We start from the raw sequence: 17906 nt of genomic DNA on the forward strand, positions 1-17906 counted from the left end.
GCCGCCCGGCCGCCCAAAGTGAAGGAAACCCAGTGAACACGTTGTTGACCATCGAATCCCTGAGCGCCCACCATGGGCAGCTGCCTGCTGTGCGCAACGTTTCGCTGCAGGTGCGCCAGGGCGACATCTTGGCCCTGGTAGGGGCCAACGGTGCGGGCAAAACCACGCTCTTGCGCACGCTGGCCGGTGCGCACCGCGCCAGCAGCGGCACAGTGCGGTGGGACGGTGTGGACATCACCCGCATGCCTGCCAACGAGCGTGTGGCCGAAGGCTTGGCCCTGGTGCCCGAGGGGCGCCGCCTGTTTGCAGGCATGACGGTGCGCGAGAACCTGCTGGTGGCGCGTGCGGCAGGGCGGCGCGGGCAGTGGAGTTTTGACACCGTGCTCGATGCCTTTCCGCAGCTGGCCCCCAAGCTGAATGCAAAAGCCGGCGAGCTGTCGGGCGGGCAGCAGCAGGCCGTGGCCATTGGCCGTGCGCTCATGACTAACCCGCGCGTGCTGCTGCTCGACGAAGTCTCGCTGGGCCTGTCGCCCCTGGCCGTGCAGGGCGTGTACGACGCGCTGCAGGGCGTGGTGGGGCAGGACACCACGCTGGTATTGGTAGAGCAGGACCTGCAGCGCGTGCAGGCCGTGGCCAGCCGCATTGTCTGCATGCTCGAAGGCAGCGTGGTGGCCGACGCGCCCGCCAGCCAGCTCACCCGTGCGCAGATCACAGCGTTTTACTTTGGCGCGCAGCGGCCCGAAGCTGCGCCCATCAGTCACACCACGGGCAGTGCCGATGGCGAAGCTGCCAACCACGCGAGCCACGTCCACCCCGCCCACAAGGAGGCTGCATGAACCTTCTCAATCAGATCGTCCAGGGCCTCTTGCTGGGCGGCTACTACGCGTTGCTGGCCTGCGGGCTGTCGTTCATGTTCGGGGTGATGCGCATCATCAACCTGGCCCACGGCAGCCTGACCGTGGTGGCCGCCTACCTGCTGTGGGTGCTGGCCGAACCGATGGGCTGGCACCCGCTGCTGGCCCTGCTGGCGGTGGTGCCTGCCATGGCGCTGCTGGGCTGGCTGCTGCACAAGCTGGTTCTGGAGCGCAGCGCGCGCCTGGGCGCCCTGGTGCCGCTGCTGGCCACGTTTGGCCTGGCCAGCGTGATCGACAACGTGCTGTTTCAGCACTTTGGCGCCGACACGCGTTCGCTGGCCACGTCCATCGGCACGCTGGCGTACGACAGCTGGGAGCTGCCCGGCGGCCTGTACGTGGGGAAACTGCCCACCCTGGTGCTGGTGCTGGCGGTGCTGCTGCTGGGCGGCCTGCACGCGATGCTGGCGCACACCCCGCTGGGGCGGCAGATCCGCGCGGCGTCGGAAGACGCCGACACCGCGCGCCTGGTGGGTGTGCGCACCGGTACGGTGTTTGCGGCGGCCTCGGCCATCACCATGGTCACCGTCACGCTGGCCGGGGCATCGCTGGCGCTGCGTGCCACGTTCGATCCGTTCTCGGGCCCGCAGCAGCTGATCTTTGCGTTTGAGGCCGTGATCATCGGCGGCGCCGGGTCGCTCTGGGGCACCTTGCTCGGCGGCGTGGTGCTGGGCGTGGCGCAGAACCTGGGGGCGCAGGTGCATCCCCAGGGCTTTTTGATCGCCGGGCACGCCACCTTTTTGGTCATCCTGCTGGCCCGGCTCTACGCGAGCGGCGCGCTGCGCAGGTTCTTCTCCACCCGCCGCAGGGCCGCGCCATGACTGCTCCCATGATTTCTGTACCTTCCGCACCCACGGGCTCATCCACGTGGGTCATCGAGCGCTGGACGCGCGCGTCCATTGCCTTCGCCAGCGCCACCGTCCTGCTGCTGGCCGTGCTCTGCCTGGGGCCGCTGTGGCTGCAGGCGGGCACGGTAGACCGGCTCACCACGTTGTTCATCTACGTCATCCTGGCCGTGATGTGGAACGCGCTGGCGGGCTACGCCGGGCTGGTGTCGATCGGCCACCAGGCTTTCTTCGGGCTGGGGGCCTACGCCATGGTGCGGCTGGCCGATGCGGGCCTGGGGCCATACCCCGCGCTGCTGGTGGGCGCCATGCTGGTGGCACTGGTCGCGGTGCCGCTGGCCGTGTTCATGCTGCGGCTGCAGGGCGGCGAATTTGCCATCGGCATGTGGGTGGTGGCCGCGCTGGCGCACCTGTGTGTCAACCTGGACAGCCTGGTGCAGGGCGAAACCGGCACCTCGATGATTGCGCTGCAGCAGTACGCCGCCGACGACCGCCGCGCCTACACCTACTGGGCGGCCCTGGCTGCCATGGCCGGGCTTTGCTGGGTGGTGTTCTGGCTCTTGCGCAGCAAGGTGGGCACGGCCGCGCAGGCCATCCGCGACAACGAAACAGCCGCCATATCGCTCGGGGTGCGGGTGGTCGCTATCAAACGGCTGGTGTTTGTGCTGTCAGCGTTTGGCTGCGCCATCGCTGGTGGGCTGTGGCTGGCCACGTCCATCAGCTTTCAGCCCAAGACCTATTTCAGCGTGCAGTGGACGGCCTACATGATCTTCATGGTGCTGGTGGGTGGCATCGGCACCATGGAGGGCCCCATCCTCGGCGCGCTGCTTTTCTTTGCGGTAGAGACGCTGTGGGGCGGGCAGGGCGTGCTGTACCTCATCGGCCTGGGCGCCATTGCCATGCTGTTCGCGCTGTTTTTGCCCAAGGGCATCTGGGGTGCGGTGCAGCAGCGCTGGGATGTGCACCTGCTGTCGGCGGGGTACCGGGTGCGCTCGCGGGCGCCGCACAAGGTCGATGCGGGTCGGGCCGCCGCAGGAGCGGGTACGAGTGAGGGGCACACATAGTCACGGACCGCTGAGCTTTGGTCCGTGCCGCGCTCAGCGCTCGTCCTGCGACTCCCCGTTGGACAGCCCCGCCGCCAGCGCCTCAAACACCACCCGAATCCGCCGCGAGGTGCGCAGCTCGCGGTGGGACACCAGCCAGATGGGAAAGCGCACTGGTGGCAGGTCGTCCAGCACCCGGACCATGCCTGGCGTCTTGCGCGCGATCTCGGTCATCATGGCGCCGATGCCCATGCCCTGGCACACTAGCGCCCAGTGGGCCACGGTGTGGTCGGAATAGCAGCTGAAGTTGTCTTCGCTCAGGTTCAGACCGTGCTGGCGCAGGTACGCCAGGTATTGGCCATTGCGGTCTGAGCCCACAAAGGGCAAGCGTGCGGCCTCCTGTGCGTTGCGTGGATGGCCGTGGGCCCGGACCCAGTCCTCTGAGGCGTAGAAGTAGGCCTGTGCCTCACGGATCAGGCGAGCGATCAGGTCGGGCTGCTCGGGCTGGACGTGGCGGATGGCAATGTCGGCCTCGCGGCGCAGCAGGTCGCTCAGCGCGTTGGACGAGATCACCTCGACGGCAATGCCTGGCTCCTGCGCGCGCAGGCGCTGCACGATGGGCGGCAGCAGGTAGGCGGCCACGGCGTCGGTGGCCGACACCGACACCACGCCCCCTACCGCTTGCGACCGCCCGCTAGCCGCCAAGCCCAGCGCCTCGGCGGCAGCGCCCATGGCGCGGGCGTGTTCCAACAGGTCCAGCCCCGTGGGCGTGAGCACCATGGCCTTGCCCACGCGCTCGAACAGGGTCACCCCCATCTGCTGCTCAATGGCGGCCACCTGCCGGCTCAGGGTGGGCTGGGTCAGGCCCAGCTTGCGCGCGGCGGCAGACAGTGAGCCGGTCTGGGCCGTTTGCAGAAAGGCTTTTAGCTGATTCCAGTCGAGGTTATCCATGCGTAGATGTATATGTTCACTGCAATTTACCGCAGTTTCCTGCGCTTCAATGCATGGATAGCATCCGGGTGTTGTTCGTTGCATTCCTGCATTCGTCCGCCTCAGCACTTCCCCCGAACCGTATCCATGTCTTTGCCCGCCATTGCTCCCGCCTCCAGCGCTTCTCCCTCTGCTGCGGCCCGTTCGGCTGCGGCGTCCCAAGCGCGGTTCTGGGACCGCATCGCGCCCAAATACGCAGCCGACCCCATTGCTGACCTGGCGGGGTATGAGGCCACACTGCAGCGCGTGCAGGGCCTGCTGTCCACGCAGCATGACGTGCTGGAGATTGGCTGCGGCACGGGCAGCACGGCGCTGCGCCTGGCGCCTTTCACCCGCAGCTTGCTGGCCACCGATGTCTCGCCCCAGATGATTGCCATTGCCCACCAGCGGCTGGCCGCGCAGCCCTCGCCACAGCTGAGTTTTGCCGTGGCCGACGCCGAGGCCGCGGCCTTTGGGCAGGCGGCGTACGACGCGGTGCTGGCCTTCAACGTGCTGCACCTGACGAGCGACCTCGACGGTGCGCTCAAGCAGGTGGTGCAGGTGCTGCGGCCGGGTGGGTTGCTGATCTCCAAGACAGCTTGCCTTGCCGAGATGAACCCGCTGATTCCCTACCTGGCCGTGCCGCTGATGCGCGCCATTGGCAAGGCCCCGCCCGTGCTGTGTTTTGGCGAACAGCGGCTGCAGTCGGCCATGGTGCAGCAGGGCCTGCAGATCGTCTGCGCCGAGCGGCATGGCACGCGCGGCAAGGACATCCGTGCCTTTGTCGTGGCCCGCAAACCGGGCTGATTTTTCCTCCTCCTTTCACCGCAACGCATGCGGCCCTTTTGGGGACGCAGGGAGTTGTTTTGCCTGCTGGTTCTTGCCGAGCCGTTTTGTTCATTCCCCATTGATCCCAAGGAGCCTGTCATGTCTGTTTCTTCCCATTCATCGCACCGCACCCGCTTTGTTCGCTGGTCTGCGGGGGCGCTGACCCTGGCGCTCTTCGCCGGTTGCGCTTCCACCCTCGACCAGTCGGGCCTGGAGCAGCGTACGGCGCAAGCCATCGGGCGGACTGCCGACCAGTTCACCATCACCGATCGCCAGGAGGAAACCGGTGGCCGGGTCAACTACACCGTCAACACCCGCGACGGCGCCACCTATCGGTGTTACGTGTACGGCGCCACAGGCTTTCAGAAGGCCATGAGCTTTGGGCAAACACCCCATTCCGACGCCATCTGCACAGCCATGGTGGCCGGCAAAAGCGGCAGCAGCAGCCCTGCAGCCGCAGCGCCGGCAGCAGCCCCGGCGCCTGCCGCCCGTGGCCGCAATGCCAGCCCCGAGTGCAACGCCTTGCTGAAAGCGGCCGGGCGGTGCTGATGTTTGCGCTCCCTCCTTCCACGCAGCCCCGCACGCAGAACGCCATGAAGGGGATCCACACCACCCTGTTGATGGTTGCGGCCTGGCTGCCCCTGGCGGCCAGCGCGGCGGACCTGCGGGTTGCCGTGACCGACGGCCCCGCTGCGCCAGCCACGCTCTACCTGGCCGTGTTTGACTCGGCCGATGCATTTGCCAGCAACCAGGCCGTGGTCTCGCAAAAGATCGAACTGCGCGACGGTGCCGCGCAACTGGTGTTCAGTGGCTTGCCCGCCGGGCGCTACGTGGTCAAGTCGTTTGCCGACGAAAACGGCAACGCCAAGCTGGACACCAACCTGCTGGGCCTGCCCACAGAGCGGTATGGCTTCTCCAACGACGCCCGGGGCCGCATGGGCCCGCCCGGTTTCGACGCGGCAGCCGTGCCGCTGGATGCCGACCACAGCATCACCATCCGCCTGCGCTGACCCCCCTGGAGGCGTACTCATGTCCATCCATCGCCGTGATCTGGTGCTGCGGCTCATGGCCGCTGGCGGCGGCCCCTTGCTTGCGTCCATGGCATCCCAGGTGCCCCGCACGGCGCATGCGCAAGCGTCGTCCCCCAGCTGGCACGCCCAGTTCGAAGCGTCCCACGCGCCGTGGAAGCCGGCGTTTGCCACTGCGGCGGCAGACATTCCTCTGACCGCCGCCTCGGTGCGCGGGCGCTTCCCGGATGCCGTGGCGGGCACGTTGTACCGCGTGGGCCCGGCGGGCCACGACCTGGGCGGAGAGCGTTACCAGCACTGGTTTGACGGCGACGGGATGGCCCACCGTTTTGTGATCGGCGGCAACACGGTGCACCACCAGGGCCGCTATGTGGCCACCGCCAAGCGGCTGGCTGAAGTCCAGGCGGGCCGCAGGCTGACCGAAGGCTTTGGCACCGTGTTCCCGGGCCGCGAGCCACCCAGCTCGCCCGACAGCATGAACACCGCCAACATCAGCATGCTGCCTGTGGGCGACGATGTGCTGGCACTGTGGGAAGGCGGCTCGGCCACGCGCCTGGACCCCCGCACGCTGGAGACCCGGGGCCTCAAGACCTGGCGCGCAGACCTGGCAGGCGTGCCCTTCTCGGCCCACCCTCGGGTGGAGCCCGATGGAACGATCTGGAACTTTGGCGTGGACGCCCACCACGGCCTGTTGCTGCTGTACGAAATCACGCCTGCAGGGGCGCTGCGCCGCGCCGATGCGTTCCCGCTCAGCCACATGCCCATGGTGCATGACTTTGCGGTCACGGCCGGGCACCTCGTCTTTCTGCTGCCTCCGCTGGTGTACGACGCGCAGCGCCGCGTGGCCGGGGCGAGCGTGCTGGACGCGCACCAATGGCGCCCCGAGCTGGGCATGCGTGTGCTGGTGGTCAACAAGCAGGACTGGAAGCGGCAGCAGATGTTCCACCTGCCTGCGGGCTTCCTGTTCCACCTGGGCAACGCCTGGGAGGAGCAAACCGCCAGCGGCACGGTGATTCATCTCGATTACGCGCGCGCAGCCGACGCATCCGGCGTCCTCACCGACACGCGCGAGGTGATGCGCGCCCGGCTGGCGGGCTCGGCAGGCCCGGTGCTGACGGTGGCCCGCTTGGACTTGCGCACCGGCAAGGCCACGCAGGCCAGCCTGGGTGTGGAGGCGGAGTTTCCGCGCATCGACCCCCGGCGGGTCGGGCAGCGGCACCGCCAGGTCGTCCATGCCACCGGCACCCAGGGCGGCCTGCCGCTGTGGGGCGCCATTGCCTCCACCAACGTAGAGACCGGGGTGTCGCAGCGCTACCGCTACGGCCCCCACACCATCGTGGAAGAACATGTCTGGGTGCCCGACGCGCGCGGCCCCGGCTGGGTGGTGGGCACCACGCTGGACTACGCCCGCAAGCAAACCCTGCTGTCGTGTTTTGCCGCCGACTCGCTGGCCGACGGCCCCGTGGCGCAGGCCACGCTGCCGTATGCGCTGCCGCTGGGGCTGCACGGCGTGTTTGTGGCGGCCTGATGCGGCCTGATGCGGCCCCGTGGCGTGCCCCCAGCAGGTTTTTAAAGGCCCTGGCTTGCACCGGCAGGTGGGTCGGCTTCACTCAACAAAATGGTCAAGGCGAAATGAAAAGATGGCGGTTGGCGGGCTTGTGGTTGTCCGTGTGTCTGGCGGGCTGTGCCACGGTGCCCGGCGTGGTGACCGACACGGCGGGCGGCCGCACGGTAGAACACGCCCTGGCAGGGCAGGGCGCACCGGTGGTGGTGTTCGAGAACGGGCTGGGGGCGAGCCTCGATTGGTGGGCCAAGGTCTGGCCAGACACCGTGCAGGAGACCACCGCGCTGGCCTACAACCGCGCAGGCTACGGCCACAGCGAGGCATCGCCAGGCCCCCGTGACGGCGCCCATGTGGTGGAGGAACTGCGGGCGCTGCTCAAAGCCCGCAAGCTGCCGCCACCCTATGTGCTGGTGGGCCATTCGCTGGGCGGCTTGTACATGCAGCTGTTTGCGCGCCAATACCCCGGCGAGGTGGCGGCGCTGGTGCTGGTGGACTCCACCCACCCCGACCAGATGCGAGGGGCTGGCAACCCAGACCTGTGGCCGACATGGCTGAAAGTGGCCTTCCGCCTGAGCACCTCTGACGTGGTCAAGCAGGAGCTGGCAGCGCTGGATGCCACCGGGCAACTCGTTGCCAGCCTGCCGGTGGACCCCGCTGTGCCCGTGTTTGTGCTCAGCGCGCTGCGCACCCCGGGGGCTTCCCCTGCGCTGGCCGACGATGTGCACCGAAAACGCGCTGACATCGCGCATCTCTATCCAGGCTCCACCCAGGTGTGGGTGGACAGCGGGCACGGCATCCCCCTGGAGAAGCCCGAGGCGGTGGTGCAGGCGATTCGCGATGCGGTGCAGGCCGCCCGCGCGCCCCGCGCTACTGCGCCGGGATGCGCGCCTGCGGCAGGCGGGTTGCCGGGTGCGTGCACACAGGGCGTGCAATCTGGTGGGTAATTGATTGCTATAAATTGGATAGCTAACAATGAATACAGACGGGCGGTAAGCCCCTTTTTGACTCAAAAAACCCGCGTTGCTTGCCCCACGCCGGTGGCTAGGGCGCACAGGCAAGGCAGGCCGTGGGCCGTCACTGGCCCCAGAACGCGTCTTCCTGTGCCGGATCGCTGGAGAACAGGCGAACCTCGACGATCCTTCCATCCACGATGTGCAGCAGATCCACACCCGCCTGCTGGAGCGTGAGGCCGTCGCGCTCGCCAGCAAACTCGATGCTCACGGCCACCCAATCTCCGTTGGCCATGTAGTGGTCGGCCCGGGTGATCGCAAACGTCCCTTTCGATACGGCCATCATCTCGCCCAGCATCTGGCCCACGGCGGCCAAGCCACGGTGCGTGCCCGAGAACTGGTTGTGGCCCGGCTGGTGCCAAACCACGTCGGGCGAGATGACGCGGCCGAGGGTGGCCTGGTCGCCGGTTTGTGCGGCTTGGATGTAGGTTTTGGCGATTTCAATGGCGTGCATGGGGATTCCTTGGTGGTTTTGGGGCAACGCCCAGTGGGCGCTGTGAGGTCATTGTTGGACAATCAAAGCCCCCGCAGGCGGTGAAAATGGGGCGATTCACTGTCACTTCAGGACAAACCCCTGCGCCCCGCCGTTGCTGACCCATGACCCCACGCCACCACAAGCCCGCCGCAGCCCGCCACCCCGACATCCAGCACCTGAGCTACCAGCCCGAGGGGCTGTACCCGCTCGACCTGGAGATATTCCGGGTGTCAGACCTGCGGCAACGGGTGGGCGGCGAGGCGCTGGCGTCCACCTACCGCTACGCCTTTCCGACCCTGATCTTTGTGACGCAGGGAACCTGCCTCCACCTGGTGGACTTCGAGCACGTGCGCTGCGGCCCGGGCTCGGTGCTGGTCCTGCGGCCTGGCAAAGCCCACAGTTTTGGATACACCCAGGACTGGGATGGCTGGATGGTGCTGTTCCGCCCCGAATTTCTGTGGGCAGCGGCCCCCGCCTCGCAGGCGCAGACCCCGATCGACGGACTGGACGGCCTGCCGACCGCGTGGGCGTTGGGCAGCGACAGCGCACCGGTGATTGCCCACGCCATTGCGCAGATGCACCAGGACACGCAGACCCACGCCGCATCGCTGCATGCCCATGCCCTGTTGCGCTACCAGCTCTATGCCTTGCTGACGCGGCTGCGCATGGCGCACGAGCAGCAATCTGCGCAGCCCGCACCGCCGGGGCGCACGCTGCAGAGATTCAAGGCGTTTGAATTGCTGGTGGAGAAGCACTTTGCCACCTGGCACCAACTGCCCCGGTACGCACAGCAGCTGGGCTGCTCCGAGAAAAGCCTGGTGCGCGCGTCGTTGGAAGCAGCCGGTGTCACACCCAAGGCCTTCATTTCCGCCCGCGTCGTTCTGGAGGCCAAGCGCCTGCTGGCCCACACCACCTGGCCGGTGGCGCGTGTAGCCGAGGGGCTGGGTTATAGCGATCTGGCGAACTTCGCCAAGTTCTTCAAGCGGGAGGCTGGGTGCACCCCGACCGAATTTCGCTGCAGGCAGACGGCCCATCAACAGGGGATGGCGGGGCGCCTGCAGGCAACGGCTTCGCACCCGATTCCCCCACGGCCCACAGCCTGAACGGCCCGGCCGCCGCGCCGGGGCATGCCCTGCCCGAGACACACGGTGCCCGCAGCTGCGCAGCCAGCAAGCAGCAAGCAGCAAGCAGCAAGCAGCAAGCAGCAAGCAGCAAGCTACCCTAGCAATTGGACCGTGCGCGGGTCTTTTGCCCCGCCGAAATACTTTTGCAGCACCGCCTCGAACACGCTGCCCGGCGCAGAAGCTTCGCCAAACAGCGTCATGCTGGAGCGCAGCTTGAGGTCGTCTGGCGAGCCCAACACATCCAGCGCAGAAGACGTCTCCAGGTCCAGCAGGATCTGGCAGCACTCACGCAAACGGCCTGCGAGCACCGGGTGCGCCAGGTAAGCCTGCGCCTCGGCCATCGATTGAATGGCATAGCGCTGGGCCATGTCGCTGTGCCCCAGCCCCTGGATCTGCGGAAACACAAACCACATCCAATGCGTGCGCTTCCTGCCCGCCCGCAGCTCAGCGATCACACGGGGCCAGACGGGCTCCTGGGCTTGGAGGAAACGGTCGAGAACTGGGGGGAGGGGCATGCTGGATTGGGTGGCGGGATGGTTGTAGTGGATGGTGACTGCGAACCCTTGGCAGGGCAAGAATTGAATGGTGATGGCAGTGCAGGGGAGGGGGCGCGTGCGCGTGACACGCAGTCAGACCCCATGCCAGAATGAACCGATGAGCACCACCACCTCCTCCTTCCAATCCAACGCAGACGGCACCCAGGTCACCACCTACACCTGGGCCCAAACCCCGGGTCAACCTGTGGGCGTCGTTCAAATCTCCCACGGCCTTGCCGAGCATGGCGAGCGCTACGACCGCTTTGCGCGGGCCTTGAAGGCCGCAGGCTTCATCGTCCACGCCGTGGACCATCGCGGCCACGGGCGCACTGCCGGTGGCAAGCTGGGCGACTTTGGCAGCGCTGGTTTCAGCGGCCTCATTGCCGACGTGGCCCAGTTCGGCGCACTGCTGCGCGCGCAGCACGCCGGCCTGCCGCTCTTCCTGTTCGGGCACTCCATGGGCTCCTTCGCAGCGCAGGCGGCCATCCTCGACCACTCTTCCACCTGGTCCGGCGTCATCCTGTCAGGCTCCACCGCCCTCGACCTGTTTGCCGCCGCCATGGCCAACGCCCCCGCCGATGCGCCCGCAGGGCTCGCCGCATTCAACGCGGGCTTTGAACACCGCACCGGCTACGAATGGCTGTCGCGCGACGCTGCGGAGGTGGACGCCTACGTGGCCGACCCGTGGTGCGGCTGGGACATGCCGCCTGAAGTGATCCCTTCACTTTTCGAGCCCGCCTCCCGGCTGGCCGACCCCGCACAGCTAGCGCGCATCCGCAGCGACTTGCCCATCCTCATCGCATCCGGCGACGCGGACCCGCTGGCCGCAGGCGGAGCTTTGCTTCAGCAACTGGGGCAGCGGTATCGGGATGCTGGTGTGACCGATGTGACGGTCAAGCTGTACCCGGCGGCGCGGCATGAGATCTTGAACGAGACGAATCGGGATGAGGTGACGGGGGATGTGGTGGCGTGGCTGCGGGTTCGTGTTGAGGTGGCGTAGGGAATGCTCGATGCCGTCCTAGCGATCTTGCAGACGGCTGTTCCAAGCTGACCGCCGACGTTCAGCAGAGAAAAGCCGTCAGCTGCTCTGCGCCCAAAGCAGAATGAAGTGAGCGAGATAATAATCGGCCCTGGTTAAGTGCATCGATATTGGCTTTAACGTCAGAAGTTCATTTATCCTTGTAATCATTAATGTATTAGGGGAGTGCGGTGGTCGGACCCTTACAAGTTAGATTGCCTAGTATCAAATGATAAAAAATGCTATTTCTCTAGCCCGTCGATTTGCAAACACCCTCAATCGCCTTTCGTCATGGTTGGGAAATAAAAACAACTCTGAAGGTATTCGAACGAAGTTTTTGGATCTTGCGCCGACTGATAAAGCAGACAGCGCTGGCGTGTATTCTGAAGCGCTTTGGTTTGCCACAAATAATTCGAAGGTTTTTAATATTGCCTTAACCGGTCCGTATGGGTCGGGAAAGAGCAGCATAATTCAATCATTTCTGAAAAAATACAGGCGGCCTGCACTTCATATCTCTCTCGCTGCGTTTGTTTCCGATGCAAATTCGGATGGCGTGAAAGTGAGTCGTCAAGAAATTGAGAGAAGTATTCTGCAGCAGATGCTGTACGGTGCGGACGCAAACAAAATACCGTTGTCACGGTTTAAAAGAATTCAGTCGCCCAGTTTTTGGTCGATCTTTAGATCTCTGTACATAACGCTTGGGGTGGTTGCACTTTGGTATGTTTTTACCCAGCGAGCAGATATATTAAGTGGCGCCTTTTTTATTCCGTTTGAAATTATTAATGGAGTCAAGTTATTTATTTTTGCTTTTGCTGCCATATTTCTATGGATGACTCTCCATCATTTTTATATTGCTAGCTTCGGTCTATCATTAAAAAGCATCTCATTAAAGGATGTTGAGATAAGGCCTGCATATGACGATCAAACATCGATACTAAATCGTCACTTAGATGAAATACTCTATTTTTTTCAGTCAACTAATTATGATCTTGTAATCATCGAGGATCTTGATCGATTTAATGATAGCGAAATTTTTGTCACACTTCGCGAAATTAATAGTCTCGTGAATGAAAATGCGGGCGTGAAACGAGCTATAAGATTTTTATACGCCTTGCGTGACGACATGTTTGTAAATACTGATCGAACCAAGTTTTTCGAGTTCATCATTCCGGTAATACCTATCATCAATGCATCAAATTCGATCGATATGGTGCTGCAGCAAGGCAGAAGGCTTGCGCTTGATGAGCGTTTTGATAGACAGTTCCTACGAGAGGTGTCGCGCTACCTGAATGATCTAAGGTTGATTCAGAATATATTTAACGAATATGCAATTTACGTGGCTAATTTGGAGACTGATGGGGATAATCTACTTGATCCCAACAAGCTTCTTGCGATTCTGATCTATAAAAATGTTTATCCAAGGGATTTTGAGCAGTTGCATCGAGGTGTGGGAAATCTTGCTGAAATACTTAATCGTCAAGATGAGCTGATTAGGCAAGGTGAAGCAGGATATAGGGATGAGATTGAGCAGCTTGAACGGGAGCTTGAAATTTGTGACCGACAGATGCCTGCGGATTTGGCAGAGTTGCGGAAAATTTATGCAATGGCCCTTATTGAAAAGCTTCCAGCGGGAATTATGAACGTTGGCGTTGATAGACAAACATTGATTCCTCTTGCCCAAATATCAAGTCACAATATATTTGAGCGGCTTATTGAGGCGACTCGCGTATTTGTTCAATATCAGAATAATGGCTCGACGTGGATTGAAGTTCCAAATTTGCAAGCCGAGGTAGACTCTCGAAAATCCTACCTGGAACGCAAAAAGGAGGTCGAAGGTAAAGGGGCTGAAAGCAAGAGCAAGGCACTGCGAAGAATTCAAGATCTTAGATCAAAAATTCCCAAACTTCGAATTGCTAAGCTGCATGAATTATTGCGTTTACATGCTGATCATATTGATGATCTTTTCAAAGGGTTTGAGGAGAACGGAGAGCTTGCACGGTTTTTGATCTTGGAAGGTCATGTTGATGATACTTATTATCAATATACCTCATTATTTCACTCGGGTCGTTTATCGCCCAATGACAACAAGTTTCTTATTCAAATTAGGGCATTCATTACGCCGGAGCCCAATTTTCCGCTGGACAATCCAAAAGAAGTCATTGCAGCGATGCGAGATGAGGACTTTCAGCAGAGCTACGTCTTGAATGTTAAGCTCGTTGATAGTCTCTTAGATAATTCGAGCCTTTACCTTGATCAAACGCGGAGATGTTTTGATCTTCTCTCATCTGAATTCGAGAGTTGTGAAGAATTTTTGAGTGCTTATTACGCCAGTGGCCGTAATGTTTCATTGCTTCTGCTGAGATTGGTTAGTTCGTGGAAAAATCTAGTACCAGTTGCTATTGCCAGTGGTAAAAATATTTCTCACGTTACTCAGCTTATCGCAAATTTGCCGATAAGCTCGCTCAAAGCGCTCGCCGAAGATTTTGGTGAACTATCGGATTTTGTTGCTGCGAATCTGTCAGAAATCCTATTGAACTTGCCGGGCTTGGCCCAAGAACGCCTCGCGTGTCTCAATTTTGAGGTCAAAGATCTAACTGAAATCAAAGAGCACTCCGAAATTGTACGCTTTATGGTAGCGGAGGGACGTTACACACTCACTATAGCGAACTTGGAGTACGCCTATCAGGAGGTATTGGGGCAAAGCGACCTCAACTCAATGCGCTCGAAAAATTTCACAACGATCCGTTCGATGAATAACTCGACATTGAAAAAGAGGGTGGAACGTGATTTTAATATCTACGTGCGTGATGTTCTTTTAGAATTGCCGGAAAACTCAGTGGAAGACGTTCCTGCTATTCTGTTCATTCTTGACCGGGATTCGCTTGAACAAGATGTTTTTAAGAAATTTCTTGAGCGGCAGACAACCAAGTTGCCGAAAATTGAAAGTGTTTCTGAAAAATTGCACCCAATACTTTTTCAGTTACATTCGATTGAAGCAACCTGGATGAATTGTCTCGCTTTCATGGAGTCCGGTGGATTTGAGGCCGATGTGCTGACTGCGTACCTTTGTTTCGATGATGTACGTAGAGCTATCCTGCAAAGTCCGATACCAAGCAACCCTGAATCACTTAAGCTGCGCCAATTCCTCCTCAATGCAGGTTCGATGCCTGATGCAGCTTACACAGATTATGTTCGCGCACTGCCGCATCCGTTCCAAGAATTCCCCGAAGGAGTTGATGAAACCAAGCTTCGAATTCTGATATTAGAGAAAAAAATCACATTAGCCAAGAAAAATTTCGATGCGCTGGATGATAACGAAGAGTTGCAGAAGCTGTATATCGCTACCAACATCGATGCATACCTAGCTGATCCCCTCAGTTTTGCGCTCGACGATGAATTCCTGGAAGAGCTTCTACGATTTGATATCGATAATTCAGCTAAGCTTAAGATAGTTGAATTAATGGACTTGAACGCGCTGGGAGAACTACCTGAACGCGCGGCTCTCATTGGATCTATTATTGGTGGTGAAGATGCTTTGATACCCAAGTTGGGTGGGAGTGGTGCGCAGTCCATAATAATTAATTCTGAACCCATAGCGACGCAAATTTCACTCTTCAACAAGTATCATGTCCTTCTGTCAGATGAAGAAGTGCGTCACGTGTTGGCGAATATGCCGCGTCCGTTTTCAGAAATTAAAACAGGATATGGCACGCCGAGATTAAAAAATAACCCGGAAAACCGGGTTTTGGTTCAGTGGCTTGAATCGAGAAGTATTATTTCATCGTGGCGTCAGGATCGCTTCTTGACTGATGATATAAGAGTAAATCTCTTTAGGCGTTAATATGCGGCTCTTCAAATCTGCGCTGACTAGTCAAAGAGCATCGGTCTAAAGCCTGCAACCGTACTGAAACAGCGGAACAGGAGAATTTGAGCTCGTGGACCGTTGGTTAATCTACCGCCCCCGAACCCCTCGCCCCCTCCGCGCACCCCCCGCCACCTGACAAGCCCGCCGATACGCCCGCAGCGTCACCTCCGCCCGCTGCATCACCGTGTCCTCCACGGTAGTCGCGCCTCCGGCCAGCTCATCAGCCTGCGCCTGGAGCAACTCCGCCGGGCTCATGCCCGACGCCTCACCGGTCAGCAGCGCAATCCCCTCACTCACATGCCCCATGGTGTAGACATGGAACAGCCCACGCTCCACTGCGTCCAGCACGCTGCGGTCCAGCATCAGGTGGCGCTGGTTGCGGGCGGGGATCAGCACGCCTTGCGTGCCATCCAGCCCCGCCGCCTCGCAGGCGCGAAACCAGCCTTCGATCTTTTCGTTGATGCCGCCCACGGGCAGCACCTCGCCATGCTGGTTGAGCGCGCCGGTCACGGCGATGCCCTGGCGCAGGGGCAGGCCTGACAGGCTGGACAGCAGCGCGTACAACTCTGCGCACGAGGCCGAGTCGCCTTCCACGCCGCTGTATTCCTGCTCGAACACGATGGACGCATTGAGTGCCAGCGGCGCCACGTGGCTGAACAGGGCGGTGAGGTAGCTGTGCAATATCAGCACGCCCTTGTCGTGGATGGGGCCAGACATATCGACCTCGCGCTCGATGTTGAGCAGGCCCTCTTGCCCGGCAAACGTGCGCGCGGTGATGCGCACGGGGAAGCCGAAGCGGTAGTCGCCCAGGTCGATCTGCGTCATGGCGTTGATCTGGCCGGTGATGGAGCCTGCCAGCGAAATCAAGCGCTCGCCCTCGGTGATGGAGTCGTGCAGCTCTTCTTCCGGCTGGTTGTGGCGCTGGGTGCGGGCGGCCAGGGCGGCCTGCACGTCGGCGGCCTGCACCAGGGGGCCGCCGCGCGCCTTGCACAGGGCGGCGCTTTCGATGGCCAGCGCTTCGGTGTGCGCAAAGCGTGCGCTCTGGCGGCGCTGGTCGTCGGCCTCGCGGTGTGTTTGCTCCAGCAGCAGGGCCACGGCGTCGGGGCCGAAGTGGGGCAGGCCGCGCTTTTTGCAGACTTGCGCCACCAGGATGGCGGTGGCGTGGTGGGTGGCGGGCGTGGCGGCAAAGTGGTCTGAAAAGTCCACCTTCACGCGGAAGCGGCGCGCGGCGTCGGGGTCGGCGTCCTGCAGCGCGTAGTACTCGTCCACCGATCCGATCAGCACGATCTTCACGTCCACGTCCACCGGCTCGGGCTGCAGCGCCACGGCGCCGCCGGGGGCATGGCCGGGGCCGCCGCCTCCTTCTTCGATCTGCAGGCGGCCGCAGCGCAAAAAGCGGCGCAGGCGCTGCCACAGGCCTTCTTCGGCGGCCAGGTCGTGCAGGTGCAGCAGGATGAAGCCGCCGTGCGCCTTGAGCAGGCTGCCCGCGTGGATGCCGGTGTGGTCGGCCTGCACGGTGTCGGCGTCCGATCCATGCTCGATGCTGCCAAACAGCGTGCGCTGGGTGGGGTTGTCTTCCACCACCACGGGCGCGGCGGTGCGGCCGTGGTTGTCTACCACCAGGTTCACCTGGCAGCGGGCCAGCAGGTCGTCGAGCGCGTCCTTGCGGTCGTCTTCGGCATCGGCGCCCTGGTCGCTACCTCGTTCGGCGTCCAGGGGCTCGAACAGGTCGATGCCGCCCAGCACCGCCTGCTCCACCTGGTCTAGCCAGTGCGTGAGCTTGACGGTGTCCTTGATCTGCTTGCGCAGGCCCTGGCGGATGTCGTGCAGGGCGTGTTCCACCAGGGGCTTGATGGTCTGGCGGCGCAGGGCGGCCAGGGCGTCGTCGCGGGTGCGCTCCAGCGGGCGGGCGGCTTCAAGAAAGCGGGCAATCTCGGTCCGCAGTTCTTGTTCGGCTGCGTCGATTTCAGCGCGGCGCTCGCGCGGCAGGGCGCGGGCTTCGGCTTCGGTCAGCGCCTGGCCTTTGGGGCCGGTGAGGGTGAACACCATTTGCCCGCCCTCGCGGGTCAGGCGGAATTGGCGCGCTTCGGCAAACGCGTCGAGCACGGCAAAGGCTTCGCCTTCTTGCGCCTGCCAAGTTTTCTCGATGCGCTCCGCCTCGGCCTTGAAGTCGGCGGCGGCCAGGCGTTTGGGGATGTCGGCCTGCAGGTTCTTGGCCATGTCGGCCATGCCTTGGCGCAGCTGGCGGCCCTGGCCCGCCGGCAGGCGCAGGGCGCGGGGGCGGTCGGGCGTGTCGAAGTTGTGCAGGTAGCACAGGTCGGGCGGCACGGCGCGTTCTGCCGCAGCAGTCTCCATGGCCTGGCGCAGCAGCGATGCGCGCCCGCTGCCCACTTCGCCCAGCACGAACAGGTGGTAGTCGGGCTGGTGCAGCCCCAGGCCAAACTGCGCGGCGGCCTGCGCGCGCTCCTGGCCGATCCAGGGCAGGGGCAGGTCTTGCAGCTCGGCCGTGCTGGCAAAGCCCAGCGTGGCGGGGTCAATCGTCAGCCGCAGCTGGTGGGGGGCGAGGGCAGAAGCGGGCATCAGTACAGGTGTTGGGGGAGGGGCAGGTCACCAAAGTGTGTCTGCCATCTCGGAATATGGGTCAAATTGGCCGCTAGCGCTTGATGGATAAGCGCAAGCAGCTATAAAAA

Annotated in this window: 15 protein-coding genes; 11 read left to right on the forward strand and 4 right to left on the reverse strand. The window is 62.2% G+C overall.

The window, feature by feature from the left end; genetic code table 11:
• The first annotated feature begins 32 nt into the window (after window positions 1–32).
• Genes KW832_RS06750 through KW832_RS06760 form a run of 3 tightly spaced genes read left to right on the forward strand, consistent with a single transcriptional unit; the run spans window position 33 to window position 2820 of the window.
• The gene (locus KW832_RS06750) at window positions 33–836 is read left to right on the forward strand and encodes an ABC transporter ATP-binding protein (RefSeq protein ID WP_370628642.1); all 804 of its coding nucleotides are present in this window, start codon (window positions 33–35) and stop codon (window positions 834–836) included.
• Window positions 833–1732, forward strand: coding sequence for a branched-chain amino acid ABC transporter permease (locus KW832_RS06755; protein ID WP_218299313.1), 900 nt, complete (start codon window positions 833–835; stop codon window positions 1730–1732). Before KW832_RS06750 ends, KW832_RS06755 begins: the two co-directional genes overlap by 4 nt.
• Entirely contained in the window at window positions 1729–2820 is a 1092-nt protein-coding gene (locus KW832_RS06760; protein WP_255577552.1) for a branched-chain amino acid ABC transporter permease, read from the forward strand. Before KW832_RS06755 ends, KW832_RS06760 begins: the two co-directional genes overlap by 4 nt.
• Before the next feature lie 33 nt (window positions 2821–2853).
• Here the strand turns inward: KW832_RS06760 and KW832_RS06765 are convergent, their stop codons facing one another.
• Window positions 2854–3750: a LysR family transcriptional regulator gene (locus KW832_RS06765; protein WP_218299314.1), complete on the reverse strand. Its 897-nt coding sequence runs from the start codon at window positions 3748–3750 to the stop codon at window positions 2854–2856.
• A gap of 126 nt (window positions 3751–3876) precedes the next feature.
• Between KW832_RS06765 and KW832_RS06770 the strand changes: the two genes are divergently transcribed.
• The 5 genes from KW832_RS06770 to KW832_RS06790 all read left to right on the forward strand — a co-directional run bounded on the left by KW832_RS06770 (window position 3877) and on the right by KW832_RS06790 (window position 8132).
• Window positions 3877–4575, forward strand: a complete 699-nt coding sequence (locus KW832_RS06770; RefSeq protein WP_218299315.1) for a class I SAM-dependent methyltransferase — start codon at window positions 3877–3879, stop codon at window positions 4573–4575.
• Window positions 4576–4695: 120 nt separating this feature from the next.
• A complete protein-coding gene (locus KW832_RS06775; RefSeq protein ID WP_255577553.1) occupies window positions 4696–5145 on the forward strand; it encodes a hypothetical protein in 450 nt (149 codons plus the stop codon).
• A 44-nt stretch (window positions 5146–5189) separates the two neighbouring features.
• Window positions 5190–5606 carry a DUF2141 domain-containing protein gene (locus tag KW832_RS06780; protein ID WP_218299316.1) on the forward strand — a complete coding sequence of 139 codons (417 nt, stop codon included), beginning with the start codon at window positions 5190–5192 and terminating at the stop codon, window positions 5604–5606.
• A gap of 25 nt (window positions 5607–5631) precedes the next feature.
• A complete protein-coding gene (locus KW832_RS06785) occupies window positions 5632–7152 on the forward strand; it encodes a carotenoid oxygenase family protein (protein WP_218299746.1) in 1521 nt (506 codons plus the stop codon).
• A 104-nt stretch (window positions 7153–7256) separates the two neighbouring features.
• Complete coding sequence (locus KW832_RS06790; RefSeq protein WP_218299317.1) at window positions 7257–8132, forward strand: alpha/beta fold hydrolase; 876 nt, start codon at window positions 7257–7259, stop codon at window positions 8130–8132.
• A gap of 130 nt (window positions 8133–8262) precedes the next feature.
• On the opposite strand, the gene KW832_RS06795 is transcribed toward KW832_RS06790, so the two are convergent.
• Window positions 8263–8652: a nuclear transport factor 2 family protein gene (locus tag KW832_RS06795; protein WP_218299318.1), complete on the reverse strand. Its 390-nt coding sequence runs from the start codon at window positions 8650–8652 to the stop codon at window positions 8263–8265.
• Window positions 8653–8795: 143 nt separating this feature from the next.
• Between KW832_RS06795 and KW832_RS06800 the strand changes: the two genes are divergently transcribed.
• The gene (locus tag KW832_RS06800; RefSeq protein WP_218299319.1) at window positions 8796–9776 is read left to right on the forward strand and encodes an AraC family transcriptional regulator; all 981 of its coding nucleotides are present in this window, start codon (window positions 8796–8798) and stop codon (window positions 9774–9776) included.
• Window positions 9777–9889: 113 nt separating this feature from the next.
• On the opposite strand, the gene KW832_RS06805 is transcribed toward KW832_RS06800, so the two are convergent.
• Window positions 9890–10312 (reverse strand): DUF1810 domain-containing protein, encoded by a 423-nt coding sequence (locus KW832_RS06805; protein ID WP_218299320.1) that lies wholly within the window; start codon window positions 10310–10312, stop codon window positions 9890–9892.
• A 139-nt stretch (window positions 10313–10451) separates the two neighbouring features.
• Between KW832_RS06805 and KW832_RS06810 the strand changes: the two genes are divergently transcribed.
• Both KW832_RS06810 and KW832_RS06815 read left to right on the forward strand, forming a co-directional pair.
• Complete coding sequence (locus tag KW832_RS06810) at window positions 10452–11333, forward strand: alpha/beta hydrolase (RefSeq protein WP_218299321.1); 882 nt, start codon at window positions 10452–10454, stop codon at window positions 11331–11333.
• 247 nt (window positions 11334–11580) lie between these two features.
• Window positions 11581–15192, forward strand: a complete 3612-nt coding sequence (locus KW832_RS06815; protein ID WP_218299322.1) for an ATP-binding protein — start codon at window positions 11581–11583, stop codon at window positions 15190–15192.
• Between the two features lie 111 nt (window positions 15193–15303).
• Here the strand turns inward: KW832_RS06815 and KW832_RS06820 are convergent, their stop codons facing one another.
• Entirely contained in the window at window positions 15304–17796 is a 2493-nt protein-coding gene (locus tag KW832_RS06820) for a Lon protease family protein (RefSeq protein ID WP_218299323.1), read from the reverse strand.
• Window positions 17797–17906 lie beyond the last annotated feature (110 nt).

The organism is Acidovorax sp. sif0632, from assembly GCF_019218805.1.
Taxonomy (GTDB): domain Bacteria; phylum Pseudomonadota; class Gammaproteobacteria; order Burkholderiales; family Burkholderiaceae_C; genus Acidovorax; species Acidovorax facilis.